19 protein-coding genes and 1 riboswitch are annotated in these 26,076 nt (G+C 72.9%); of the genes, 2 read left to right on the top strand and 17 right to left on the bottom strand.

What is annotated here, in order from left to right; translation table 11 throughout:
* Positions 1-64: 64 nt before the first annotated feature.
* From fahA to AB0M93_RS12940, 3 genes are all read right to left on the bottom strand, one after another.
* Positions 65-1,276, bottom strand: a complete 1,212-nt coding sequence (gene fahA, locus AB0M93_RS12950; protein WP_364272062.1) for a fumarylacetoacetase — start codon at positions 1,274-1,276, stop codon at positions 65-67.
* Positions 1,273-1,437, bottom strand: coding sequence for a hypothetical protein (locus AB0M93_RS12945; protein WP_364272059.1), 165 nt, complete (start codon positions 1,435-1,437; stop codon positions 1,273-1,275). Before AB0M93_RS12945 ends, fahA begins: the two co-directional genes overlap by 4 nt.
* A gap of 272 nt (positions 1,438-1,709) precedes the next feature.
* Positions 1,710-8,354 (bottom strand): DUF885 domain-containing protein, encoded by a 6,645-nt coding sequence (locus AB0M93_RS12940; protein ID WP_364272056.1) that lies wholly within the window; start codon positions 8,352-8,354, stop codon positions 1,710-1,712.
* A 134-nt stretch (positions 8,355-8,488) separates the two neighbouring features.
* On the opposite strand from AB0M93_RS12940, the gene AB0M93_RS12935 reads away from it, so the two are divergent.
* Positions 8,489-9,493 carry an AsnC family protein gene (locus tag AB0M93_RS12935; protein WP_364272053.1) on the top strand — a complete coding sequence of 335 codons (1,005 nt, stop codon included), beginning with the start codon at positions 8,489-8,491 and terminating at the stop codon, positions 9,491-9,493.
* Here the strand turns inward: AB0M93_RS12935 and AB0M93_RS12930 are convergent.
* The 10 genes from AB0M93_RS12930 to AB0M93_RS12885 form a co-directional block, all read right to left on the bottom strand.
* Entirely contained in the window at positions 9,487-10,416 is a 930-nt protein-coding gene (locus tag AB0M93_RS12930; RefSeq protein ID WP_364272050.1) for an RluA family pseudouridine synthase, read from the bottom strand. The two genes, AB0M93_RS12935 and AB0M93_RS12930, sit on opposite strands and share 7 nt — an antisense overlap.
* Positions 10,413-10,985 (bottom strand): signal peptidase II, encoded by a 573-nt coding sequence (gene lspA, locus AB0M93_RS12925; protein WP_364272876.1) that lies wholly within the window; start codon positions 10,983-10,985, stop codon positions 10,413-10,415. Before lspA ends, AB0M93_RS12930 begins: the two co-directional genes overlap by 4 nt.
* An 89-nt stretch (positions 10,986-11,074) precedes the next feature.
* Positions 11,075-11,467 carry a hypothetical protein gene (locus AB0M93_RS12920; RefSeq protein WP_364272047.1) on the bottom strand — a complete coding sequence of 131 codons (393 nt, stop codon included), beginning with the start codon at positions 11,465-11,467 and terminating at the stop codon, positions 11,075-11,077.
* 76 nt (positions 11,468-11,543) lie between these two features.
* Positions 11,544-12,143: a hypothetical protein gene (locus AB0M93_RS12915; protein WP_364272044.1), complete on the bottom strand. Its 600-nt coding sequence runs from the start codon at positions 12,141-12,143 to the stop codon at positions 11,544-11,546.
* A gap of 16 nt (positions 12,144-12,159) precedes the next feature.
* Positions 12,160-13,494 carry an aminotransferase class V-fold PLP-dependent enzyme gene (locus AB0M93_RS12910; protein ID WP_364272042.1) on the bottom strand — a complete coding sequence of 445 codons (1,335 nt, stop codon included), beginning with the start codon at positions 13,492-13,494 and terminating at the stop codon, positions 12,160-12,162.
* A gap of 38 nt (positions 13,495-13,532) precedes the next feature.
* Positions 13,533-13,647, bottom strand: a riboswitch (SAM riboswitch).
* Positions 13,648-13,725: 78 nt separating this feature from the next.
* On the bottom strand, positions 13,726-15,204 hold the full coding sequence (locus tag AB0M93_RS12905) for a potassium/proton antiporter (RefSeq protein ID WP_364272039.1): 1,479 nt from the start codon (positions 15,202-15,204) through the stop codon (positions 13,726-13,728).
* Positions 15,205-15,301: 97 nt separating this feature from the next.
* Positions 15,302-15,985 carry a metalloregulator ArsR/SmtB family transcription factor gene (locus AB0M93_RS12900; protein ID WP_364272036.1) on the bottom strand — a complete coding sequence of 228 codons (684 nt, stop codon included), beginning with the start codon at positions 15,983-15,985 and terminating at the stop codon, positions 15,302-15,304.
* A gap of 88 nt (positions 15,986-16,073) precedes the next feature.
* The gene (locus AB0M93_RS12895) at positions 16,074-17,699 is read right to left on the bottom strand and encodes a penicillin-binding transpeptidase domain-containing protein (protein WP_364272033.1); all 1,626 of its coding nucleotides are present in this window, start codon (positions 17,697-17,699) and stop codon (positions 16,074-16,076) included.
* An 80-nt stretch (positions 17,700-17,779) separates the two neighbouring features.
* Complete coding sequence (gene ileS / locus AB0M93_RS12890; protein WP_364272030.1) at positions 17,780-20,947, bottom strand: isoleucine--tRNA ligase; 3,168 nt, start codon at positions 20,945-20,947, stop codon at positions 17,780-17,782.
* Between the two features lie 242 nt (positions 20,948-21,189).
* Positions 21,190-22,500 carry an MFS transporter gene (locus AB0M93_RS12885; protein WP_364272028.1) on the bottom strand — a complete coding sequence of 437 codons (1,311 nt, stop codon included), beginning with the start codon at positions 22,498-22,500 and terminating at the stop codon, positions 21,190-21,192.
* Between the two features lie 79 nt (positions 22,501-22,579).
* Between AB0M93_RS12885 and AB0M93_RS12880 the strand changes: the two genes are divergently transcribed.
* The gene (locus AB0M93_RS12880) at positions 22,580-23,326 is read left to right on the top strand and encodes a metalloregulator ArsR/SmtB family transcription factor (protein WP_364272873.1); all 747 of its coding nucleotides are present in this window, start codon (positions 22,580-22,582) and stop codon (positions 23,324-23,326) included.
* 140 nt (positions 23,327-23,466) lie between these two features.
* On the opposite strand, the gene AB0M93_RS12875 is transcribed toward AB0M93_RS12880, so the two are convergent.
* The 4 genes from AB0M93_RS12875 to sepF all read right to left on the bottom strand — a co-directional run bounded on the left by AB0M93_RS12875 (position 23,467) and on the right by sepF (position 26,052).
* Entirely contained in the window at positions 23,467-24,027 is a 561-nt protein-coding gene (locus AB0M93_RS12875) for a hypothetical protein (protein ID WP_364272025.1), read from the bottom strand.
* A gap of 124 nt (positions 24,028-24,151) precedes the next feature.
* Positions 24,152-25,006: a DivIVA domain-containing protein gene (locus AB0M93_RS12870; RefSeq protein WP_364272022.1), complete on the bottom strand. Its 855-nt coding sequence runs from the start codon at positions 25,004-25,006 to the stop codon at positions 24,152-24,154.
* A gap of 52 nt (positions 25,007-25,058) precedes the next feature.
* Complete coding sequence (locus AB0M93_RS12865; RefSeq protein WP_013224824.1) at positions 25,059-25,334, bottom strand: YggT family protein; 276 nt, start codon at positions 25,332-25,334, stop codon at positions 25,059-25,061.
* A gap of 115 nt (positions 25,335-25,449) precedes the next feature.
* Entirely contained in the window at positions 25,450-26,052 is a 603-nt protein-coding gene (gene sepF, locus AB0M93_RS12860) for a cell division protein SepF (protein WP_364272019.1), read from the bottom strand.
* Positions 26,053-26,076: the final 24 nt, after the last annotated feature.

The following is a 26,076-nucleotide window of genomic DNA, read 5'->3' as shown; positions in this document are numbered from 1 at the left end:
CAAGCGCTTAGTCGCAGGTCATTATGCGCGCTACCGGGCTTCGTCCGGTGTGGGCACCGCCACTTCAGCCCGCGACCACGGTCCCCCGCACGTCGCCGAACCCGATCCGCGTACCGCCCGGGCCCGGGGCGGTCGCGCTGATCACGACCTCGTCGCCGTCCTCGAGGAACGTCCGCGTCACCCCGCCCGGCAGGGCGAAGGGCTCGCGCCCGCCCCAGGACAGCTCCAGGAACGAACCGCGCTGCTCACGCTCCGGGCCGGTCACCGTGCCCGACGCGAACAGGTCGCCCGTGCGCAGGCTCGCGCCGTTGACCGTCATGTGCGCCAGCTGCTGCGGGGCCGTCCAGTACTGGGTCGCGAACGGCGGGCTCGACACGAGGTGGCCGTTGAGCCGGACCTCCAGGCTCAGGTCCAGGCCCCACTTCTCCCCGGTCCGCAGGTATTCGAACGGCTCCGGGTCCTGCGGCGGCCCGTCGACGCGCGCGTGTTCCAGCGCGGCGAGCGGGACGATCCACGGCGACACCGACGTCGCGAACGACTTGCCGAGGAACGGCCCCAGCGGCTGGTACTCCCAGGCCTGGATGTCGCGCGCCGACCAGTCGTTGACCAGGCAGACGCCGAACACGTGGTCCGCGAAGTCCGCTGTGGACACCGGAGTGCCCACAGTGGACGGAACGCCGACGACGAACCCGACCTCGGCCTCGATGTCCAGCCGCTGCGACGGGCCGAACGACGGCGCCTCGGCGGCGCGCGGCTTGCGCTGCCCGTGCGGCCGCACGACGGGCGTGCCGGACGTGACGACGGTCCCGGCCCGCCCGTGGTAGCCGATCGGCAGGTGCTTCCAGTTCGGCGGCAGCTCGTCCGCGTCCGGCCGGAAGATCTTGCCGGCGTTGAGGGCGTGGTGCTCGCTGGAGTAGAAGTCGACGTAGTCGGCGACGTCGAACGCGAGGTGGGTGGTCACCTCGCTCAGCGGCACCAGGTGCGGCCGCAGCTGATCGGCGTACCGGCGCTCGGTGAGCCATTCGGTGACGCTGGCGCGCACGACCCGCCAGGTGGCCGGCCCGGCGGCGAGCAGCGGGTTGAGCACCCCGGCGGTGAGCAGCGGAGCGAAGGCGGCGGCGGTCTCGGTGGCCGCGGCGGTCAGGTCGAGCACGTGGTCACCGACGGCCACGCCGACCCGCCGCTCGGGCGCCCCACCGGCGGAGAAGACACCGTAGGGCAGGTTGTCCAGGCCGAACGGCGTGTCGTCGGCAAGGTCGAGCCAGGTCACGTTCACTCCTCGTCCCGGGCGGCGCGCGCCGCCGAGTAGTCGGTGGACACCGCACCACCGGCGGCATCGAACCAGGCCACGGGCGGCCTGCGCTGCGCGCCTGCGGCGGGGGTCGCGACCGGTCGCCAGCCCCCGCTGCTCCGGCCGCCGGCGGGAGCAGCCGGCATCAGTTGCCAGCTGTTGCGGCCCAAGCTGCCATCCGCTGCCGCCATCGGTCGCCCACCGCTGCAGCTCCAGCTCCCCACCAGTCCGGCCGCCATGAGTCGCCCGCCGCTGCGGTCCCAGCCGCCGGCCGGAGCAGCCATCAGTTGCCCACCCCAGCGGCCCCGACCCCCAGCCGGAGCAGCCGCCGCCCCTCCGTGCCCGCCGCGGCCCGGACCGCCGATCCGGCCCTCCGCCGCCGCATCCCCACCGCCGCGAACTGCCCGGCAGGCCGTGGTCACCTGGCCTCCCCGGCTCGCGCCGCCACCCAGTCGGTCACCACGTCCGCCAGGACCGGGAGCGGCAGGGTTCCGCTGCCCAGCACCGTGTCGTGGAACTCGCGGATGTCGAACGCCTCGCCCAGCGCCCGCTCGGCCTCCGCGCGCAGCCGCTCGATCTCCAGGCGGCCCACCATGTAGCCGAGCGCCTGACCCGGGAGGCCCGCGTAGCGGTCGATCTCCGCGTCGATCTCGATCTGGGCCATCGGGGTGTTGTCGCGCAGGTAGTCCACCGCCTGCTGCCGGCTCCAGCCCAGCGCGTGCAGGCCCGTGTCGACCACCAGGCGCGCCGCGCGCATCGAGTCCTGCGTCAGGAGGCCGAGGCGGGCCACGTCGTCCGAGTACAGGCCCATTTCGTCCGCGAGGCGCTCGGCGTACAGGCCCCAGCCCTCCGCGTAGGCGTTGAACATCGCGATGCGGCGCAGCAGCGGCACGCCCGTCAGCTGCTGGGCGAGCACCAGCTGGAAGTGGTGCCCCGGCACGGCTTCGTGGAACGCGACCGCCTCCCCGAGGGTCCGCTGCCGCTGCTCCGCCTCCTGCGTGTTCGCGTAGTACGTGCCCGGCCGCGAACCGTCGAGCGACGGCTCGATGTAGTAGGCGATCGAGCCGCTTTCGGCCTCCGCGGCGGGCACCGGGGCGACCTGGCAGCGTTCCGCAGGCACCCGGGAAAACCATTGCGGCGCCACGGCTTCCGCACGCGTGATCGTCGCCCGGGCGGCTTCCAGCAGCTCCTCGCCGTCGCGCCAGCGCAGCGCCGGGTCCGTGCGGATCCGGTCGAAGATCTCCACGAGATCCGTGGTGCCGAACAGTTTCCCGCCCAGCTCGCGGTACTCCCCCGCCAGCTGCTCGATGATCGCCAGGCCCGTGTCGTGCAGGTCCTGGGGCGTGCGCTCGGTCGTCGTCTCCGCGCGGATCAGGGCCGCGTACCGCTCCGGGCCGCCCGGCAGGTCGCCGATGCCCGGCGACGTCTCGGGCCGGGCCACCGGGACGACCTCGCCGGCCAGGAAGTCCCGGTACCGCGCGTACGCGGGCCGGACCACCTCGGCCAGCAGCCGGTCGCGCTCGGCCTCCAGCCCGTGGATCGGCACCTTCAGCGGGTCGTTCTCCGGCGCGCCGAGGTACCGCTCGACGTAGCCGACGCCGATGCGCGCCAGGAACTCCGGCGGCGTCAGGCCCGCGGCGAGCGCGGCCCGCTGCCGCTCGATCAGCTGGTCCAGGTACGCGCCGATGGCGGCGAGCCGGCTCAGGTAGCCGCGGGCCTTGGCCTCGTCGTCGAGGATCGTCTGCGGCAGGATCATCAGCAGCTGGAGGGCCGGCGCGGCCAGCCCGTCGCTGACCGCGATGTCGGCCCGGCCGGAGTCCAGCTCGTCGAGCTGGGTCCGGGCCTGCCAGATCACGACGCCACGGGTCACCCGCTCGGCCGGCGACAGCGCCGCCGCGTCGATCGCTTCCGCCCGCGCGATGATCCCGGCGAGCCCGGCGCGGTACCGGGCGGCGGCTTCCGCGGTCTGGTCGGCGAGCTTGTCGTGCGTGCCCGGCAGCCCGTGCAGCGACGGGAGCAGCGGCTGTGCCTCGAACATCAGCTCCAGGCACTCGTCGGCGAGCCGGTCCGGGGTGTCCCGGCGCGCCGCCACCCACTCCGCGACGAGGCCGGCGAGCACCGGCAGCGGCACGGTTCCGCTGCCCAGCACGACGTCGTGGAATTCGCGGACGTCGAACGCCTCGCCCAGTGCCTGCTCGGCCTCCGCGCGCAGCCGCTGGATCTCCAGCCGCCCCACCATGTAGCCGAGCGCCTGCCCCGGATTGGCCACGTACCGGTCGATCTCCGCCTCGATCTCCAGCCGCGCCATCGGCGTGTGCTCGGCGAGGTAGTCGACCGCCTGCTGCCGGCTCCACCCGAGCGCGTGCAGCCCGGTGTCGACGACCAGCCGCCCGGCCCGCATCGAGTCCTGGGTCAGCATGCCGAGCCGCGAGACGTCGTCGGAGTACAGGCCCATCTCGTCGGCCAGCCGCTCGGCGTACAGGCCCCAGCCCTCGGCGTAGGCATTGACGTGGGCGATCCGGCGCAACACCGGCAGCCCGCCGAGGTCCTGTGCGAGGCACAGCTGGAAGTGGTGCCCCGGCACGGCTTCGTGGAACGCGACGGCCTCGCTGGTGAACCGCGGCCGCTTCTCCGCTTCGTGGGTGTTCGCGTAGTAGACGCCCGGGCGCGTGCCGTCGAGCGACGGCCGCAGGTAGTACGCGATCGTGCCGCTGGTGGCCTCGGCCGCCGGCACCGGCGCGACCTCGCACTTCTGCTCCGGCACGCGCGAGAACCACTGCCCGGCGACGGCTTCCGCGCGGGTGATGGCGGCGCGGGCCCCGGCCAGCAGCTCCTCGCCGTCACGCCAGCGCAGCGCCGGGTCCGTGCGGATCCGGTCGAAGATCTCGCCGAGATCCGTGGTGCCGAACAGCTTCCCGCCCAGCTCGCGGTACTCCTCGCCGAGCTTTTCGATCAGCGCCAGCCCGGTGTCGTGCAGGTCCTGGGCCGTGCGCTCGGTCGTCGTCTCCGCCCGGATCAGCGCCGCGTACCGCTCCGGCCCGCCCGGCAGGGCACCGATGCCCGGCGACGTCTCGGGCCGCGCCACCGGCGCGACCTCGTCGGCCAGGAAGGCGCGATACCGCGCATACGCGGGCCGGACGACCTCTTCGAGCAGCCGGTCGCGCTCGGCCTCGAAGCCGTCGAGCGCATACGGCGGTGTCACCCGCAGCGGGTCGCTTTCGGGCGCGCCGAGGTAGCGGTCGACGTAATCGACGCCGATGCGCACCAGGAAGCCCGGCGGCACCAGCCCTTCGCCCACCGCCGCGCGCTGACGGCCGATCAGCGCGTCGAGGTAGGCGCCGATGCCGGCGAGCCGGCTCAGGTAACCGCGGACCTTCGGCTCGTCGTCCAGCACCGTCTGCGGCAGGTAGAGCAGCAGCTGCAGGGCGGGCGCGGCGAGCCCGTCGCTGACCGCGAGGTCGGACCGGCCGGAGTCGATCGTGTCGATCTCCTGCTTCGCCTGGGAAATCACGACGTCCCGGGTGACGCGCTCGGCCGCCGGCAACGCGGTGGGGTCGATCGCTTCGGCGCGCGCGGCGATCGCCGCGTACTCGGCGCGGAACCGGGCTTCGGCTTCCGCGCTCGGGTCGGGCAGCCGGTCGTGCTCGCCGGGCAGGCCGAACACCGACGGGTAGATCGGCTGCCGCGCGAAGTTCACCGCCACCAGCTCGTCGGCGAGCCGGTCGGGCGTGTCGGGCGAGTCCGGCGTACCGAGCCGCTCGGCCACCCAGTCCTCGACCACCTTCGCCAGCGCGGACAGCGGCAGCATCCCGTGCCCGAGCACGACTTCGTGGAACCCGCGGATGTCGAACGCCGCACCCAGCGCCTGCTCGGCCTCGGCCCGCAGCCGCTGGATCTCCAGCCGCCCGACCATGTAGCCGAGCGCCTGGGCCGGCCACCCGATGTACCGGTCGATCTCCGCTTCGATCTCCAGCCGCGCCATCGGCGTGTGCTCGACGAGGAAGTCGATCGCCTGCTGCCGGCTCCAGCCCAGTGCGTGCAGCCCGGTGTCGACGACCAGCCGCCCGGCCCGCATCGAGTCCTGCGTGAGCATGCCCAGCCGCGAGACGTCGTCGGAGTACAGGCCCATCTCGTCCGCGAGCCGCTCGGCGTACAGCCCCCAGCCCTCGGCGTAGGCGTTGAACATGCCGATCCGCCGCAGCAGCGGGAGGTCCTGGAGTTCCTGGGCCAGGCTCAGCTGGAAGTGGTGCCCCGGCACGGCTTCGTGGAACGCGATCGCCTCGCTGGTGAACCGCGGCCGCTTGTCGGCCTCGTAGGTGTTCGCGTAGTACGTGCCCGGACGCGTGCCGTCGAGCGACGGCTGGAGGTAGTAGGCGATCGTGCCGCTCGCCGCGTCGGCCTCGGGCACCGGCGCGACCTCGCACTTCTCCGCCGGGATGCGCGAGAACCACTGCGGCGCGACGGCTTCGGCGCGGGCGATGGCGTCCCGGGCCGCCAGGAGCAGCTCTTCGCCGTCGCGCCAGCGCAGCGCCGGATCGGTGCGCAGGCGCTCGAAGATCTCGCCGAGCTCGGTGGTGCCGAACACCTTGGCGCCCAGCTCGCGGTACTCCTCGCCGAGCTGTTCGATGATCGCCAGGCCCGTGTCGTGCAGGTCCTGGGCCGTGCGCTCGGTCGTAGTCTCCGCCCGGATCAGCGCCGCGTAGCGCTCGGCCCCACCCGGCACGTGCGAGATCCCCGGCGCGGTGTCCGGCCGCCCGGCAGGCTCGACTTCAGCGCGAAGGAAGTCCCGGTACCGCGCGTACGCCGGGTGGACCACCTCCGCGAGCAGCCTGTCCCGCTCGGCTTCGAAGTCCTCGACGGCCGCCGTCGTGCCCACCTGCAGCGGGTCGGTGTCCGGCGCGGCGAGGTAGCGGTCGATGTACTCGACGCCGACGCGGGCGAGGTACGCCGGCGGCACCAGCCCGTCGGCCAGGCTTTCGCGCTGCCGCCCGGTCAGGTCGGCGAGGAACGGCTCGATCGCCGCGAGCCGGGCGAGGTAGCCGCGCGCCTTCTTTTCGTCGTCCAGCTTGTAGTACGGCAGGTACATCAGCAGCCCGAGCGCGGGCGAAGTGAGGCCGTCGCTGACCGCGAGGTCGGCGGTCCGCGCGCCGAGCCGGTCGGCTTCGACCTCGGCGGAGGCGATCACCACCTCGCGCGTGACGGCCTCCTCCGGCGTCAGGCCGTCGGTGGCCAGCGCCCGCGCGCGGGCGGCGAGGCCGGTGTACGCGGCCCGGAAGCGCTCCTGGGCGTCCCGGGTCTGGTCGGCGAGCCGGTCGTGGCCGCCGGGCAGGCCGAGCACCGACGGGTGCAGCGGTTCCTGCTCGAACGACAGCTCGACGAGCTCGCTCGCCAGGCCGTCGACGGTGTCGCCGTGCCCGGCCACCCACTCGTCGACGACGGAGGTGAGCACCGACAGCGGCAGCGGGCCGCCGGCCAGCACGAGGTCGTGGAACGCGCGGACGTCGAACCGCGAGCCGAGCCGCTGGGCGGCCCGGGTGCGCGCCCCCTGGATCTCCCGGCGGCCCACCAGGTACCCGAGCGCCTGGCCCGGCCACGCGATGTAGCGGTCGACCTCGGATTCGACCTCGGCCCGCGACTCCGGCGTGTGCTCCAGCAGGTAGTCGACGGCCTGCTGACGGCTCCACCCCAGCGCGTGCAGGCCGGTGTCGACGACCAGCCGCCCCGCCCGCAGCGAGTCGCCGGCCAGCATGCCGAGCCGGGCGACGTCGTCGGAGTAGAGCCCCATTTCGTCGGCGAGGCGCTCGCTGTAGAGCCCCCAGCCCTCGATGTAGGCGTTGAAGCCGCCGATGCGGCGCAGCAGCGGCAGCTCGGTGAGCCCCTGCGCGATGCTGAGCTGGAAGTGGTGGCCCGGCACGGCTTCGTGGAACGCGGTCGTCTCGGCCATGTGCCGGAACCGCTCGGTGGCCTCGTGGGTGTTCGCGAAGTAGATCCCCGGCCGGGAGCCGTCGGCGGCCGGGCGCAGGTAGTACGCCGCGGGCGCGCCGGGCGCGACCTCCGCCGGCACCGCCTCGACCGAGCACTGCTGCTCCGGGAGCCGGCCGAACCACTTCGGGGCTTCCGCGGCCGCGCGGGCGACGGCCGTGCGCGCGGTCTCCAGCAGCTCGTCGGCGCTGCGCCAGCGCAGCGCGGGATCGGTGCGCAGCCGCGCGAAGATCTCGGCGAGGTCGTCGGTGCCGTACACCTTCAGCCCGAGCTCGCGGTACTCGACGGCGAGCGCGGCGATGGTGTCGATGCCGATCCGGTGCAGCTCCTCAGGGGTGAGCTCGGTCGTCGTGTGCATCCGCGCCAGCCGGGCGTAGGTCTCCGTGCCGCCCGGCAGCCACGACAGGCCGGGCCGGTCCGCGGGCCGCCCGTGCGGCTTCACCTCGGCGACGAGGAACTCGCGGTACTCGGCGAAGGCCGGGCGCACGACGCCTTCGAGCAGCTCCTCACGACGCCGTTCGAACGCCTCGTCCGGGGCAGGCTGGCGGCGCAGCGGGTCGGCCGCCGGGTCGGCGAGGTAGCGGTCGAGGTGCGCGACCGCGGCGTCGACCAGGTGGGCCACCGGGAGCAGGCCGGCCGCGATGCCGTCGGCGTGCCGCCGCGCGGCCTGGCGCAGGTACTCCGGGATCGCGGCGAGCCTGCCGAGCTGGGCCTCCGCGGCCTCCCCCGCCGTCACCGTGGTCATCGGCAGCGCCATGAGCAGGCCGGCCGCGGTCCCGATGGACAGGTCGGTGACGGTGAACTCGGTCATCCGGCTGTCGATCGCCGCGATGCGGTTCTCGGCCGTGGTGATCAGGACTTCGCGCGTGACGCGGTCCTCGGCCGCGAGGCCGTCGGCGGCCAGTGCGCGGGCGCGGTCGAGGAACTCCGCCAGCCGCGCCCGGAACGCCTGCTCGGCCTCGCCGGACAGATCCGGCAGACCGGGCTCCGCCGGGCGCAGGCCCAGCAGCGCGGGCGTCAGCGGATCGGCGGCGAACAGCGCTTCGACGAACTCGTCGGCGAGTTCGGTGACCGCGGTCATGGCAGGCCCCCCAGGTTCGGCTGATGTGCTCCACGGCCGACCCTAACGGAGATCACCGACAGAATCGGCGGGCCGTTCGCCGGGGGCGGACGGCCTGCGGTACCGCGGATCGGCGAAGCGGTAGCGTTCGAGGGGTGGCCGTGACCGATCCCGTGGATACCCGCCTGCTCGCCGCGCTCGCCGACCTCGGCAAGGCGGCCGTGCACGAGCTCGCGGCGAAGGTCGGCATGGATCCCCGCGAGGTCGCCTACCGGCTGGTCGCCCTCTCGGGCAGCGGGCTGCCGCTGCTCGTCGGTGTCGAAAGCGACCCGAACGGCCTGCGCGCGGCGATCGCCGGTGCCCCGCCGTCGTGGGCGAACCGGCCGCCGTACCCGCCACCGCCGTCACAGCCGGTGCCGCAGCAGCCCGCCCCGCCGATGCCGCCGCCGGTCCAGGGCTCATCTTCGGGGCCCTACACCGTCCAAGGCGCGCCTTCGGGTCCGTACACCGTGCAGGGTGCACCTTCGGGGCCGTACACCGTCCAGGGCACGCCCTCCGGGCCCCACCAGGTCCAGGGCACGCCGTCCGGGCGGTACCCGGGCCCGCCACCGCAGCAGCGGCCACCCCGGCCGGTCACCCCGCCGGTGCCGCTCGATCCCGCCGTGAGCACGTGGGGCATCCCGCAGACGGCGTCCTGGGCCCGGGGCGACCAGCCGCCCGCCGCCCCGGCCGGCGGCAAGCGAGGCCGGCTCGGCGAGGTCATGGAGACCCAGGGCCTGGAGGGCGAGCAGCTGACGGTGCAGCTGCTGGAGGTCCAGGACCCGGCGGACTACCTGTTCAGCGCGGCCGGCTACCGCTTGGAGGAGGGGGAACGGGCGGTCGTGGTCCACACCGAGATCACCAACCGCGGCGCGATCCCGTTCGCGTCGCTGCCGGACAACTACCTCGAGCTGCTCGCCGCCGACGGCCAGGCGATCGGCAAGGCCCCGGTGTCGCTGACGTCCCGGCCGCCGCACAAGATCGGCGTCAAGCCGGGCGAGACGCTGGGCGGCCACACCGTGTACGTCCTGCCGGACGCCACGCGCGTGGTTTCGGTGCGCTGGAGCCCGCGGCCGGAGCCCGACGAGCGCACCATCACCTGGTCGATCGAGGATCAGTAGCTCTCGTCGCGCAGGATTTCCAGGGCCTTCGCCAGGTCGTCCGGGTACTCCGACTCGAACTCGACCCACCGGCCGTCCGCCGGGTGTGCGAACGCCAGCGTCTTCGCGTGCAGCCACTGCCGGCTGAGGCCGAGGTGGCGGGCCAGGACCGGGTCCGCGCCGTAGGTCAGGTCGCCGACGCAGGGGTGCCGCAACGCCGAGAAGTGGACGCGGATCTGGTGCGTCCGCCCGGTTTCGAGCTTGATGTGCGCGAGCGACGCCGCCCGGAACGCCTCGACGACCTCGTAGTGCGTCACGCTCGGGCGGCCGCCCTGGACGACGGCGAACTTGTAGTCGTGACGCGGGTGGCGGTCGATCGGCGCGTCGATCGTGCCGCGCATCGGGTCCGGGTGGCCCTGGACGATCGCGTGGTAGCCCTTGTCGACCGTGCGCTCCTTGAACGCCCGCTTCAGCACCGTGTACGCGTGCTCGCTCTTGGCCACCACCATCACGCCGGTGGTGCCCGCGTCGAGCCGGTGGACCACGCCCTGGCGCTCGGCCGCACCCGACGTCGCGATGCGCAGGCCGGCCGCGGCGAGGCCGCCGACGACCGTCGGGCCGGTCCAGCCCGGGCTCGGGTGCACCGCGACGCCGACCGGCTTGGAGATCACGACGATGTCGTCGTCGTCGTGCAGGATCTGCATGCCCGCGACCGGCTCTGCGACGACCTCCACCGGGTTCGCCGGCTCCGGCAGGGTGATCTCCAGGAGACCGCCGCCGGAGAGCCGGTCGGACTTGCCGGCGGGACGGCCGTCGAGCAGCACGTCCCCGGCTTCGGCGAGTTCGGCGACGACCGTGCGGGACAGCCCGAGCAGCTTGGCGAGGCCGGCGTCGACCCGCATCCCGTCGAGCCCGTCGGGCACCGGGAGCATCCGCGAGCTCACGCCTGCTCCTCCGCCGCGGCCTCGAGCTTCTTCTTGTCCTTGGTCGACGTGCCGTCGTAGTCCTTGCCCAGCAGCGACAGCAGCACGATGAGGGCGCCGCCGACGCAGATGGCGGAGTCGGCGATGTTGAAGATCGCGAAGCCCTTGCCGTTGGGCACGAACGCCGAGATGAAGTCGACGACGTGGCCCTGCAGCCCGCCGGGCGCGCGGAAGATCCGGTCGGTGAGGTTGCCGGTGGCGCCGGCGAGCACCAGGCCGAGGCCGATCGCCCAGCCGATCGAGCGCAGCCGGCGCGACAGCCAGACGATCGCGATGACCACGGCCAGCGCGACCAGGGCGAGCACCCACGTCATGCCGGTGGCCATCGAGAACGCGGCACCGGGGTTGCGGATCACCTGCAGGTAGATCAGCCCGCCGAGGACCTTGACCGGCTCCTTGCCCTCCAGGTTGGCCACGACCAGGTTCTTCGTCACCAGGTCGATCGCCCAGAAGACGACGGCGACCGCGAACACCCAGCCGACCCGCCGCTTCGGCAGCGGCTTCGCCGGGGTTTCCGGCGTCTCCTGCACGGTCTCGGGCGTCGCCTCGGCGGCGGCTTCGGTGTCGGGTTCGGAGTGGCTGGGCTCGGTGCTCACCGGTCCATTGTCCACGGCGCTGGTCAGGCCGTGTCGGCGGCGGTGACCGGCCCGCGCGGGAGCACGGCGAACGCGCCGCGCACCGGGGGCAGGAAAACGGGCACGACCAGCACGAACACCCCGGCCACGGCGGCCAGGGACCAGCTGCGCTCGTAACCGGCCGGCAGCAGGAAGCCCAGCGCCGCGAGCAGCGCACCGCGCCCGTCGCCGCCGAGCCGGAGCTGCAGGAAGCCGGCCAGGTCGAGCAGCGGGACGGCGGCGAGCGCCCCGAGCAGGAACCGGCCGGGACGCGGCGGCCGCAGCTGCCGCCGGTACCGGCCCGCCACGGCGAGCACCACGAAGGCGAGACCGGCGAGCTTCGCCGAGGACACCGCGTCGACCGAGACCGCGGTCGCGTACGCCGTGCCGTTCAGCACGTTGGTGCTGAACGGCGTTCAGGCGCTGGTAGCCCGCGGGGCCGTGGGCCGGGACCGCCGTGAACTCCCCATCGCATCAGGGTAGCGAGCGCGGGTTCGCCCGCAGCAGGGCGACGAAGGCGGCGGCGAGCAGGATGGCCGCCGACACCAGCACGCCCGCCGTGTCCGCCGAGAGCACTACGGCGACCAGGGCGAACGCGGCCGTCGTGAGCAGGACGAACCGGCTGCGCTCGTACGCGGCGAGGATCAGCAGGCCGAGCGTGGCCAGCAGCGGGCCGCGCAGCCCGTCGCCGAGCCGGAACTGCCACCACCCGACCAGGTCGAGCAGCGGCACGGCGAGCAGCGCGCCGGCGGTGCCGAGGACGTACCGCCCGGCGCGGGCGGGCCGCCGGGCGAGCCCGTACCAGACGGCCGTGCCGACGAGCACCACGCCGAGCGCGGCCAGCCACAGAGGTCCCGGCGGCAGGCCGCTGCCCGCCGTGTGGAAGTCGTCGAGGGGCAGCAGGTACGCCCGGCTGTACTCCGTCGCACCGGCCGGGACCGCCGGCCGCAGCAGCAGGTTCGCGGATTCGCTTTCGGCCCGGCTGCGGCCCGAAAACAGCTGCGCCGCGGCCAAGGCGATCTCGGCGAACCCCAGCAGTGCCAGCGGAAACCAGTAACGCGGCCCTCTCCCCATCGGCCCAGGTTAACGCTCAGCAGAACGGCGGCAGCTCCCGCGGGTCGCCCACCGGCGCCCAGCGGCCGTCCACCTTCGCGTACTCCCAGCGGGCGCCCCGCGCGACGATCTGCCGCAGCGCCAGCACCACCCGGTCGACGTGTTCCTCGGTGCTGCCGAGGCCGAGGCTGACGCGGACCGCCTGCTGCCCGTCGCCCCCGGTGACGCCGATCAGCCGCTTGGCCGCGATGTGGGCGCAGAAGGCGCCGTCGCGGACGCCGATGCCGTACTCGGCGGACAGCACCGCCGCGAGCCAGCCCGGGTCGAAGCCGTCGACGACGAAGCTGACCGTGCCGACGCGGTCGACCGGCGCGTCGAACAGCCGCAGCTCGGCGCAACCCGGGATGCCTTCGAGGCCCTTGCGCAGCCGGACGAGCAACGCCTGCTCGTGGTTTTCGATCGCGGCCCAGTTCGCCCCGAGGGTCTCGCACGCGACGCCGAGCGCGTAGACGCCGACAGTGTTGGGAGAGCCGGCTTCGTGCCGCTCCGGGCCGGTGTTCCAGACGACGGCGCCCTCGGTGACGAGCTTGGTCGCGCCGCCGCCGGCGAGGTAGGGCCGGGCGGCGCGCAGCCAGTCGGCGCGGCCGATCAGCGCGCCCGCGCCGAAGGGGGCGTAGAGCTTGTGGCCGGACACGGCGACGTAGTCGACGTCCAGCTCCCTGATCGAGATCCGGCGGTGCGGAGCCAGCTGGGCGGCGTCGAGTGCGACGCGGGCGCCGTGTTTCCGCGCCACCGCGGCGATTTCGGCCACCGGGAGCAGCTCACCGGTCACATTGGACGCGCCGGTGACGACGACCAGCCGCGGGCCCTGCGGGGCGCCCGCGAGCGCTTCGTCGACCGCCGACACCGCGGCGAGGCGGGTGCGCGGGGTCGGCAGCCGGCGGACGTTCGGCCCCTGCCACGGCAGCAGCGCGGCGTGGTGCTCGGTGTCGAACACGATCACCGTGGTGTGCCGCGGCAGGCTGCGGGCGAGCAGGTTGAAGGCGTCGGTGGTGTTGCGGGTGAACACGACGGTGTCGGTCCGCCGCGCGTCGACGAAGCGGCGAAGGACGTCGCGGGTGCGCTCGTAGAGCTTCGTGGAGACCTGCGAGGCGAAGCCGGCGCCGCGGTGGACGCTGGCGTACCAGGGCAGGAATTCGTCGACCTTCGCGCGGACGGCGTCGAGGCAGGGCGCGCTCGCCGCGTGGTCGAGGTTGGCGTAGCCGATGTCGCCGCCGGTCACCAGCGGGACGCGCAGCGCCGCCCCGGCGACGGCCGGGATGTCCTGCGGCGCAACGGTTTCGAGCTGGGTGCGGTCGATGGCGAGAGTCATCGGGTGCCTCCTCGGCGATCCGGGGGACCCCGGCGAGGGGCCCGCGCTTGCCCGTCGCACGGCGCGACCGGCCCGGTCTTCACCCGGGGCACCCCACCGCGGTAGGAGGGTTGCCGGCCAGCAAGCCGGGGCTTCGCGCTGGCACTCATGACCTGGTTCGAAAGGTAACCGAGAGCACGCCCGGCCGCCAACCCCCGTCGCACATTCTGAGACGCCGGTCACAGAGCGTGCTCAGCGCCCGGACTCGCCCTTCCAGCGGGCCAGGCGCCCGGCCCGGTCGACCGCGCGGAGCCGGCGTTCGACGGCGTCGCGGACGACGCTCGTCGTCACCACCAGCAACTGGTCGTTCTCCTGCAGCCGGCTGGTCTTCTGCGGCGTGAAGCCCGCGCCGGCGCGCACGACCAGGCTGATCGTCGCCCCGACCGGCAGCCGCAGCTCGGACAGGTACACGCCGTGCAGCTTCGACCCCGGCTGGATCCGGACCTGCAGCAGCTCGGCCCCGAGCTCGTCCAGCGGCGCGGAGTCGACCTCGATCTCGTGCGGCTCGGACTTCTTGGCCAGCCCGAGCCGGCGCGCGAGCGGCCCGAGCGTCGACCCCTGCACCAACGTCAGCACGATGACCAGCACGAACACCGCGTCGACCAGCCGCTGCGCGCCCGGCAGGCCGTGCGACAGCGGGATCATCGCGAGCACGATCGGCACGGCCCCGCGCAGGCCGGCCCACGACAGGAACGCCTGGTCCCGCCAGGGCAGCCGGAACGGCAGCACGGACAGCACGACGGAGATCGGCCGCGCCAGCAGCAGCACGACGGCGCCCGCCACCAGGCCCGGCACGATCGCGTCGAGCAGCCGGCCCGGCGAGGCGAACAGGCCGAGCAGCACGAACAGCCCGATCTGCGCCAGCCAGCCCAGCCCCTCGGCGAACGACAGCGTGTCCGACCGGTGCGGCAGCCGCGAGTTGCCGAGCACCAGCGCGGCGACGTACGTGGCGAGCAGCCCGGACGCGTGCAGCAGCTGCCCGGACGAGTAGGCGACGACGCACACCGCGACCGTGGCGAGCGGGTAGAGGCCGGTCGCCGGCAGCGCGGCCCGGCGCAACGCGAACCCGCCGAGCCAGCCGAAGGCGAGGCCGATGGCCAGGCCCGCGGTCAGTTCGTAGACCGCCAGCAGCGGCAGCGTCCAGTCCACAGTGGTGCCTTCGGCCAGCACCACGACGGCGATGTAGGCCGGCGCGTCGTTGATCCCCGACTCGAGTTCGAGCGCGCCGGTGAGCCGTTTGCCGATCCCGGCCGTGCGCAGGACGGAAAACACCGCGGCCGCGTCGGTGGACGCGAGCACCGCGCCCCACAGCAGCGCCAGCCGCCAGTCGAGGCCCAGCAGCCAGTGCAACGCGGCGCCGGTGACCGCGACGCTCACCACCACGGCCACTGTGGACAGTGCGATTCCGATGCCCAGCGCGGGTTTCACCGCCGACCACCGGGTGGTCAGGCCGCCCTCGGCGAGGATCATGACGAGCGCCGCGAGGCCGAGCGACTGGGTCAGCTCGGGGTTGTCGAACCGGATGCCGAAGCCGGCTTCGCCGAGCAGCACGCCGATCCCCAGGTACAGCAGGAGCGAAGGCAGGCCCAGCCGGATCGACACGCGCACGGCCAGCACGGACGCGAGCAGCACGACGCCGCCGACGCCGAGCAGCACGGGAAGCTGGTCCATGCCGCCTCCCTCCCGAGTGCTGTGGGGCCCTCAGGATAGTGAAGCGGCTGGGTTAACTCGTTCGTGTACCGCTGCCCTGCGACGGACACCCGGTGTGTTAAGGCCGGGCCAACGCGTCGAGATCGACCCCCAGCGCGGCGAACGGCGCTCCCGCCGCCGCCAGCACCTTGACCGCGCGGTGGCCGTCGCGGCTCACCCAGCCGGCGTCGACGGCCCGCTCGAGCAACGCCGCGGGCAGCGCCCCGGCCAGGTGGTCGCGGCGCTCCGTCCAATCCAGACAGTCACGCAGCAGCGGCCGCCGCCCGGCGGCGACCGGCACGCCGAGGGTGCCGAGCACCTCCCGGCCGCGCGGGGTCAGCGTCAGGCCGTCGGCGGTGCCGACCAGGCCGGTGGCCAGCATGCCGTCGCGGAGGGCGACGCCGAGCTCGCCGGCGAGGTGGTCGTAGCAGGTCCGCGCGAACCCGAGCCGTCGCGCCCGCAGTGACGACTTCAGCCCGTTCACCGGCCGATGCTCGGCGTGCTGGGCCAAGTGCTCGATCAGCTCGGCCACGCGCGGGTCGGCGATCCGGACGTAGCTGGCCCGCCCCTGCTTGACGCGGACGACGAACCCGGCTCCGGCCAGCCGCGTGACGTGCTCGCTCGCCGTCGACAACGCGATCCCGGCCGCCTTCGCGAGCTCGCCGACCGTCCAGGCCCGCCCGTCCAGCAGCACGAGGCACATGGTGGCCCGGCTCGGGTCGGCGAGCACCGCGGCCACCTCGGCCAGCGCGATCGTCTCCATGCCCCCACGCTACGACCCCCACCCTTCGCCCGCGGCCGAACCGTCGCCTCACCAGCCACGTCGCGGCACTTTCACGTGAAAGTGCCGGTCAGAGGGCTTTCAGGAACTTGGCGGCCAGCTGGACGGCCGGGCCCGAGTCGTTCGAGTTCTCCAGGACCACCGCGAAGGCGACGTCGCCGCGGTAGCCCACGAACCAGCCGGTGGCCTGCTTGCCGTCGCCGAACTGGGCCGTGCCGGTCTTGCCGAAGACGGTGCCCGCGGCCGCCGCGGCGTGGCCGGTGCCGCTGGTGACCACCGCGCGCATCAGCTTCCGGACCTCGCCCAGCACCGGCGCCGGCGGTGGCGAATAGCCCTTGACCACGGTGGTCTCCAGGTCGTGCCACAGCCGGGGCGTGATCGCCTTGCCGGTGGCGACCGTGGCGGCCATCAGCGCGCCGCCGAGAGCACTGGCCTGGATGCGGCCCTGGCCGAACCCGTCCTCGACCTGCTCGTCCTTGCTCGCCGCGGGCTCGACCTTCCCCAGCTCGGTCTTCAGCCCCGGGATGTCGTAGTCGGCGTTGAGGCCCAGCTCGTCGGCGGCCTTCTTCAGCCCGTCCGCCGGCAGGGCGAGGGCGAGCTGCCCGAACGTCGTGTTGCAGGACCGCGCGAACGCCGTCTGCAGGGTGGTCGCGCCCAGCTCGAAGCCCTCGTTCTTGACCGTCCGGGTGCCGATCGTCGCGACGCCCGGGCAGTCGACCGGCGAAGCCGCGGAGAGGCCGCTCTGCTGGATCGCCGCCACCGCGGTCGCGATCTTGAACGACGAACCCGGCTCGTACAGGCCGTTGAGCGCCTTCGGGGCGTTTCCCGCCGCGGCGTTCTGCGCGACGGCGAGGATGTCACCCGACCCGGTGTCGAGGGCGACGAGCATCGCCGACCCCTGGTAGCCGTCCACCGCGGCCTGGGCCGCGCCCTGCGCCGCCAGGCTCAGGCTCGACACGAGCGGCTTCGCCCCCTCGGCCGCCACCTTCCCGAACAGCGTCTCGACGCTCTTCCCGCCGGCGTCGACGCGCGTGACGGCGAACCCGCCGGCGGCCGCCGCGGTGATCTGGCCGGTGATCGCCGTGCGCAGCAGCGGCGCCGGGTTGCCCTCCACCGGCTTCACGCCGCCGGCACCGCTGATCACCAGCGGCTTGCCGTCGCGGTCGACGACCGCGGTGGTGTCCTGCGCGGCCGTGCTGATCACCAGCCGCTGGCCCGCCTCCAGCTTCGGGTGCAGCAGGGACGGCGCCCAGTGGACCAGCCACCTGCCGCCGCCCTGCGCGAGCTCGAACGGGACGTCGTAGGTCCAGACCTGGCCCGGTTTCAGCGTCCAGGACAGGCTGAACGTGCCGCTCGTCTTCTTCGCCCCGGCCGGCGTCGGCTGCAGGACGGTCAGCTTGCCGGTCACCGACACCGGGTTCAGCGTGTTCCGCGTGCTGCGCAGCGCCACCACCGCGGCCGCGTTGTCGTCGGTCAGCCGGCCGGCCGCGTCGGGGTTGTTCTCGGAAAGGTCCTGCAGGTACTCGGTGATCGCCGAAGTCGGGTCGAGCGCACCGGGGCTCTCCACGGCGGTCGCCCCGGTGGCGGCCTCCGGCGCCGATCCCCCGCTGTTCAGCAGGAACAACGCCGCCGCCACGATCACCACGACCAGCAGCGCGCCGCCGATCAGGATGCCGCGTCTCTTGCCCGGGCTCATTCCGGTTCCCCTCCCCCAAGGAGCCGCCCACGATCGCGGGTGGCCAGTCGAGTCTGCACCCTACTGGCCACCCCCGACAATCATGCCTTCGCGACCGCCGCGGTCACCTTCGTGCCGTCCCCGACCGTGCCGGCGAAGCCGTCGGCGGCCGGGCCGTAAGTCACCGATGTCGCCAGCGTCTCCGAGGCCAGGAACTCCTGGTGCGTCCGAGCCGCTTCGACGACCTCGGGCACTGAATCAATGGTCAGCGCGATCCGGTCGGCGACGTCGAGCCCGGCGTCGCGGCGGGCCTGCTGCACGACCCGGACCAGGTCGCGGACCAGGCCCTCGGCCGCCAGCTCCGGCGTCACCTCGGTGTCGATCAGCACCAGCCCGGACCCACCCGGCAGCTCCGCCGCCGCGCCGCCGCCCTTGGCGACGAGCCGCCGTTCGAACTCGCCCTCGCGCAGCGCGATGCCGGCCGCGACGACGGTGCCGCCCTGGAACGACCAGTCACCCGCCTTGACGGCCTTGATCACCGTCTGGACGTCCTTGCCCAGCCGCGGGCCGGCCGCGCGGGCGTTCACCGCGACCTCGAACCCGCCGTGCGCGGCGACGTCGGTGGTCAGCCGGACCTCCTTGACGTTCACCTCGTCCCGCAGGATGTCGGCGAAGGCGGCCAGCGGCTCGGCGTCTTCGGCCGCCACGACCAGCGACGGCAGCGGCAGCCGCACCCGCAGCTTGTTGGCCTTCCGCAGCGACAGCGCCGACGACGCCACCTGCCGCACCCGGTCCATCGCGGTGACCAGCGCCGCGTCCGCGGGCAGGTCGTTGGCGTTCGGCCAGTCGGTCAGGTGCACCGAGCGGCCGCCGGTCAGGCCGCGCCAGACGACCTCGGTCGTCAGCGGCAGCAGCGGCGCCGCCACCCGCGACGTCACCTCGAGCACGGTGTGCAGCGTGTCGATCGCGTCCTGGTCGCCGGCCCAGAAGCGGTCCCGCGAGCGCCGCACGTACCAGTTCGTCAGGACTTCCAGGAAGTCCCGCACGGTCTGGCACGCGCCGGCGACGTCGTAGCTGTCCATCGCGTACTCGACGTCGGTGACCAGCTCGTGCGTCTTCGCCAGGACGTACCGGTCGAGCACGTTCGGCGAATCCGTGCGCCACTTGCCTTCCACGCCTTCGGCGTTCGCGTACAGCGCGAGGAAGTAGTACGAGTTCCACAGCGGCAGCACGGCCTGGCGGACGGCGTCGCGGATGCCCTTGTCGGTGACGATCAGGTTGCCGCCGCGCAGGATCGGGCTCGCCATCAGGTACCAGCGCATGGCGTCGGAGCCGTCGCGCTCGAACACCTCGTTGACGTCCGGGTAGTTGCGCAGCGACTTGGACATCTTCGCGCCGTCCGAGCCGAGCACGATGCCGTGCGACACGCAGGCGCGGAACGCCGGCCGGTCGAACAACGCCGTCGCGAGCACGTGCAGCAGGTAGAACCAGCCGCGGGTCTGCCCGATGTACTCGACGATGAAGTCGCTCGGGTAGTGGTGCTCGAACCAGTCGGCGTTCTCGAACGGGTAGTGCACCTGGGCGTACGGCATCGACCCGGAGTCGAACCAGACGTCCAGGACGTCCTCGACGCGGCGCATGGTGGACTTACCGGTCGGGTCGTCCGGGTTCGGCCGGGTCAGCTCGTCGATGTAGGGCCGGTGCAGGTTGTCCAGCCGGACGCCGAAGTCGCGCTCCAGCTCGTCGAGCGAGCCGTAGACGTCGGTGCGCGGGTACTCGGGGTTGTCGGACTGCCACACCGGGATCGGCGTGCCCCAGTAGCGGTTGCGCGAGACCGACCAGTCGCGCGCGTTCTCCAGCCACTTGCCGAACTGGCCGTCCTTGACGTTCTCCGGGTACCAGGTGATCTGCTGGTTCAGCTCGACCATCCGGTCCTTGAACTGCGTCACGGCGACGAACCACGACGACACCGCGCGGTAGATCAGCGGGTTGCGGCAGCGCCAGCAGTGCGGGTACGGGTGGTCGTAGGTCTCGTGCCGCAGCAGCAGCGCGCCCTGCTGCGCCGCGGATCCCGTGCCGTTCTTCAGGTCGCGGATGATGTTCGGGTTGGCGTCGAACACCTGCTGCCCGGCGTAGTCCGGCACGGTCGCGTCGAACTTGCCCTGCGCGTCGACCGGCGTCACCGGGGCGATCCCGGCGGCGTCGGTGACGACCTTGTCCTCTTCACCGTAGGCGGGCGCGATGTGCACGACGCCGGTGCCGTCTTCGGTGGTGACGTAGTCGGCGGCCAGCACCTGGTGCGCGTGGTCGGCGCCGAGGAAGTACGGGAACGGTGGCGCGTAACGGGTTCCGAGCAGCTCGGCGCCCGTGTGGTGCGCGACGACCGTCGGCTCTTCGCCGAGTTCACGCGCGTACGCGCCGACGCGCGCTTCGGCGAGCAGGAACCGCTTGCCGGGGAAGTTTTCGCTCTCCACGACGACGTAGGACACCTCGGGGTGCACCGCGGTGGCCATGTTGGACGGCAGCGTCCACGGCGTCGTCGTCCAGATCAGCAGGTACGTGCCGTCGAGGTCGTTTCCGTTGCCCTCCAGGCGGAATCCGACGGTGACGGCCGGGTCCTGCCGCGTCTGGTAGACGTCGTCGTCCATCCGCAGTTCGTGGTTGGACAGCGGCGTCTCGTCGCGCCAGCAGTACGGCAGGACGCGGTAGCCCTCGTAGACGAGTCCCTTGTCCCACAGGCGTTTGAACGCCCAGAGCACCGACTCCATGTAGCTGACGTCGAGGGTCTTGTAGTCGTTGTCGAAGTCGACCCAGCGGGCCTGGCGGGTGACGTACTCACGCCACTCGTTCGTGTAGCGCAGGACGGACTCGCGCGAAGCCTCGTTGAACTTCGCGATGCCCATCTCTTCGATCTCGGACTTCTCCGTGATCCCGAGCTGGCGCATGGCTTCGAGCTCGGCGGGCAGGCCGTGGGTGTCCCAGCCGAACCGGCGCTCGACCTTGCGGCCCTTCATCGTCTGGTAACGCGGCACCAGGTCCTTGACGTACCCGGTGAGCAGGTGGCCGTAGTGCGGCAGGCCGTTGGCGAACGGCGGGCCGTCGTAGAAGACGTACTCGTTGTCGCCGTGCTCGCCGGCGGGCCGCGCGTCGATGGTCGCCTGGAACGTCCGGTCCGTCTCCCAGTAGGCGAGGACCTGCTTCTCCAGCGCGGGGAAGGACGGCTGCGACGGGACGCCGGCACCGTCGTCGAGCTGGGCCTGGGGATACATCCGGGTGCTCCTCGGTTCGTCGCTCTCGTACGGACGACCGGCTCCCGCACCGGTCACCCACACGGGGACGAGACGCCTTCCGGCGTTCCGCGGTACCACCCCGCTTGCCCGGCACGTGCTCCCGGACCGCTCGTTCGACGGCTGTCACGGGCCGCACCCGTCCGGTTCTACTGAGAGCGTGCGCTCGGTTCTTCCGGAGGCTCCCCGGTGATGGCCGGATCGACGCCGTGTTGCTCTCCAGGTTAACCGGCCCGCGCAATCGGGTTGTCACGAGGGGCACGTACGCCGGCGAGCGTCACGCCGATGGCCACCAGCCACAACGACCCGGCGATCAGGCCCACCGCGTGGAGGCCGTCGGCGAAGCCGTCCCCCACCACGGCGCCGAACACCGCCACCCCGAGCGCGCCGCCGGCTTGGCGGGCGGTGTTGTTGATGCCACTGGCGACCCCGGCACGCTCGGGCGGGGCACCGCCGACCGCGGCCGTCACCACCGCCGTCGTCAGCAGGCCCATCCCGGCCCCGAGCCCGAGCAAGGTCGGCAGCAGGGCCGCGTACCCGCTGTTCCCGTTGAGCAGCACCAGGTTCAGCATCCCGAGCGCGCCCAGCGCCAGTCCCGCGACCATCAGCGGCCGGGGCCCGAAGCGTCCGGTCAGCCGGCCCGCCACCGGCGCCAGTGCCGAGAGCGGGAGGAACAGCGGCAGCACCTCGAGCCCGGCTCGCAGCGGTCCCGCGTGCCGCACGTCCTGCAGGTACAGCGTGAGCACGAGGATCGTGCCGATGCCGACGAAGTTCATCGCCGCCGCGACGAAGGTGGCGGCCGCCGTCCGCCGGGCAACGCCCAGGGGCAGCATCGCGTGCGCCGACCGGTGTTCGACGAGCAGGAACGCCCCCAGCAGGACCACCGCGAGCCCTCCGGCGACGACACTCCCGCCGATGATCGCGTAGACGCCGGCCCCCAGCGCAGGCGCGGCCGTCGCGATGCCGGCGACATCGATCCGCCCGGGCCCGCGTTCACCGCGCGGCACGAGCCGCCGCGTCGCGAAGACGGCCGCGAGCACCACCGGGACGTTGAGCCAGAACACCGGCCGCCACCCGGCCGCGGCGACGACCGCGCCACCCAGCACCGGGCCCGCCGAGAGCGCCAGGGCCGACACCCCGGCCCAGATGCCGAGGGCCCGCGCGCGCTCGGCGTGTCCCGGGTAGGCGTTCGTGATCACGGCGAGGGTGCCGGGCAGCAGCAATGCCGCGCCCAGGCCCTGTCCGGCCCGGGCGGCGACCAGCCAGGCCGCCGACCCGGCCAGCCCGCACGCGGCCGACGCCGTCCCGAACACCGCGAAGCCCGCGAGGACGACCCGGCGGTGGCCGAAGACGTCGCCGAGCGCGCCGCCGGTGAGCAAGAACGCTGCCAAGACGACGGTGTAGCCGTCCACCACCCATTGGAGCGACGCGAGACCGGCGTGCAGATCGGTGCCGAGGGCGGGCAAGGCGACGTTGACGGCGGTGACGTCCAGCTGCACGAGGAACATCCCGGCGCACATGGTGAGCAGGAGCATGCCCCCAGTGGACCGCGCGGACACTTCCGTCGCGGTGGAAGCGTGCCGGGGGCATCCTGGGGCCATGCATCCTGGGGCCCTGGAAGGCGACGCCGACATCGCCCGCACGGCCACGCTGTTCGCGGACCCGGCGCGGGTCCGCGTGCTGCTCGCGCTCGCCGACGGCCGGGCGCTGGCCGCGTCCGTGCTGGCCGCCGAGGCGCGGTTGTCAGCGCAGGGCGTCAGTGCGCACCTGGCGAAGCTGCGGGACGCGGGGCTGGTCGTCGCGGAGAAGTCGGGGCGCCACCGGTTTTACCGGCTGGCCGGCCCGGACACGGCCGAGCTGCTGGAGACGCTGGCGCGGTTCTCGCCGTCCCAGCCGGTGACGTCGTTGCGCGAGGGCACGCGGGCGGAGGCGTTGCGGACCGCCCGGACCTGCTACGACCACCTTGCGGGCCGACTCGGGGTGGCGGTCACGGCGGCGTTGCTCGCGCGGGGAGCGTTGGCCGGCGCACCCGACACGCGACGGCGGCCGGGCGACCGGATCTCGGCTCCGCTGCGCGAGCACCCGTACACGCTGGGACCTGCGGCTTCACGGGTGTTCGGCGCACTGGGCGTCGACCTCGACGCGGTGGCGGCCGGACGGCGGCCGCTGCTGAAGTTCTGCCTGGACTGGAGTGAGCAGCGCCACCACTTGGCGGGCGGGCTGGGCGCGGCCGTCGCGACGCGGTTCACCGAAGCAGGCTGGGTCCGGCGCCGCGCACAGGCCCACCGCGCACTGACCCTCACCCCGGACGGCGCAGCGGCCCTCGAAACCCACCTGGGCTTGGCCGACCTCGCCGCCTGACGGCGTGTCGTCCCGCCAATCACGCGTGTCGTCCCTCCAGACACGCGTGTCGTCCGTTCCGGCACGCGTGTCGTCAGTTCCAGCACGGCATCACGCGTGATTGGAGGGGCATCACGCGTGATCAGGGGGTCGACACGGCGTCAGCGGTGGGCGGCGACCAGGGTGGCGTCGGGGGTGCAGGTGGCGCAGGGGGTGAAGCCGAGCTGGCGGGCCTCGCCCACGCCGATCGGGATCAGGTCGCGGGGGCCGAGCCAGGCGCAGGTGCGCAGGTGGTAGCGGGGGTGCTCGTCCACCACCACGACCTCGTCCTCGAGGTCGGCCAGGACGGCGACGTCGGCCTCCGGGGTCTCTTCGACGCCCGGCTCGGAATCGGCCTTCGTTTCGGTCTCGGCTGAAGCGTCGGCCTCTTCGGCGACGGCCGGTTCGGGCGTGTCCGCCGGGTCACCCAGGTCGCCGGCAGCCGGGATCAGGGTGGTCTGTTCCTCTTCGACCGGTTCTTCGGCCGGGACGACCGGTTCGGCGGGCCGAGCCGGCGGGGCCGCGGCCCGGCGACGGCGGCGCAGCCAGTCGGCGACCAGGATCAGCCCGGCGAGCACCGAGAGCCCGATGGAAACCCACGCCCACAGCGAAGAAGCGGTGATCAGCGCCGTGACGAGCAACCCCAGAGCCGCCAGCACGAGGACCAGCACGATGTACAGCACGCTGCATTACAACACGAACCGGACGGGAGCGGACCACGACCCGCCCACCTGCCGTACCGGATCGGCTCCGAACCGTGGCCCACCCCGCCGGCGGGTGCCGGCGGGGTGGGTTCGGAACGAAAACTCAGCCGGCCTCGGCCCGCGGGCCGAACGAGTAGCCCTGGCCGCCGCTCGTCGAACCGGACGACTGCCCGGAGTTCGAGGACGCCGACGCCGGGGCCGCGGAGCCGCGGTCGTCGAGCTCGCGCAGCTGGGACTCGAGGAACCCGCGCAACCGGGTGCGGTACTCCCGCTCGATCGTGCGCAGCTCTTCGATCTTCTTGCCCAGCCCGCTCTTCTCGGAGTTCAGGCTGTTCATCGTCTCGGTGTACTTGCGCTGCGACTCACGCTCCAGCGTCGTCGCCTTGTCGCGCGCCTGGCGCTCCAGCGTCTCCGCCCGGGTCCGCGCGTCGTTCAGCATCGTGTCGACGCGGGTGCGGGCCTCGTTGACCATCGAGTCGGACTTCGCCCGGGCGTCCGAGAGCAGCTGCTCGGACTTGGTGCGGGCCTCGGCCAGCATCCCGTCGGACTCGGTCTTCGCCTCGGCGGTCAGCCGGTCGGCCATCTCCTGGGCCAGGCCCAGGACCTTGGCGGCCTGGACGTTCGGCTCGGTGCTGTCACTCACCATCGAGTGCGCCTGCGTCTGTTCCATGGCCGACTGCGGCGGCGGCACCGGCGCCAAGCGCCGAGACGGCTCTTCGCGCATCGGGGGCGCACCGACGTTCGCCTTGGCGCTCTCCAGCTCGCTGCGGGTCGATTCGAGTTCCGCGTCCAGCTGTTCCATCTGCTGGCGCAGCTCGTTGTTGTCCTCGATCAACCGGGCCAGCTCGGTCTCCACCAGGTCGAGGAACGCGTCCACCTCGTCCTCGTTGTAGCCCCTCTTGCCGATGGGCGGCTTGCTGAACGCGACGTTATGCACGTCAGCGGGGGTCAACGACATCAGATCACCTCACGCACTCCATGGCCTGCAGGGTCCACCCAAGTTTCCCCGATCAACTTGGAGTCGCCAGTTGCATCGCGAAGAACACAACCAACAGCAGCACCATAATCGACAAGTCCAGTCCGACGCCGCCGATCCGGACCATCGGAATGATCCTTCTGAACAAGCGGACCGGCGGGTCCGTCACTGTGTAGATGGTCTCGAGCGTGACCGCAACCCCTCCGGCCGGATGCCACTCACGCGCGAAGGTCCGGACGAGTTCGACCACGATCCGCGCCGTCAGCAGCAGCCAGAAGGCGAACAGCACGTACCAGACGACCAGCCACACAGCTTCCACGTACCTACTCTAACCGGGCGTCCTCCTCGAAGACGCAGTTGAGGGGGCCGACCCCGGATCGGGTCGGCAAAGTCACGTCTGCTTGCGCTCAGCGGTACGGCCGACTTCAGCCCCGCAAAAACAATCCGCCCTCGGCAATCCGCCGGCGGTCTTCCGCCGTGACGTCCACATCGGGCGGTGAGAGAAGGAACACCTTGTTGGTGACCTTGTCCATCGACCCTCTGAGCGCGAACGCCAGCCCGGCGGCGAAGTCGACGAGCCGCTTCGCGTCCGCGTTCTCCATCTCGGTGAGGTTCATGATCACCGGGATGCCCTCGCGGTAGTGCTCCCCGATCGCCCGCGCCTCCGCGTAGCTGGTCGGGTGCAGCGTCGTGATGCGGCTCAACGGGTCACGCACCGGCTGGCGGACGACCGGTTCGGTGACCGGTCGCAGGCGTGCCACCGGCTCCGGCTGCCGGTCCATGGCGAGCGCACCGTGGACGGCCGGCTCGGAGCTGGCCACGGAGCGTGACCGGCTGCGGCTGACAGGCTCGTCGTACGTGTCGTCGACGTCGCGGTACCGTGATCGCGACGACCGCGGTGCCGGCTCCTCATAGGAGTCGTAGTCGTCGTCCGCGTAGCCGCGGCGGTAGTCGTCTTCGACGTCGTAGCCGTCTTCGTCAGCGGGCACCATCCCGAAGTAGGCCTTCAGCTTCTGCAGCGCGCTCATGCCTCTCCCTAGCCCTAGCCGCTC

The sequence above is a fragment of the Amycolatopsis sp. NPDC051102 genome, assembly GCF_040682815.1.
Lineage (GTDB): Bacteria > Actinomycetota > Actinomycetes > Mycobacteriales > Pseudonocardiaceae > Amycolatopsis.
The sequence above is the reverse complement of the archived record's forward strand: the minus strand, read 5'-3'. Positions and strand labels throughout refer to the sequence as shown.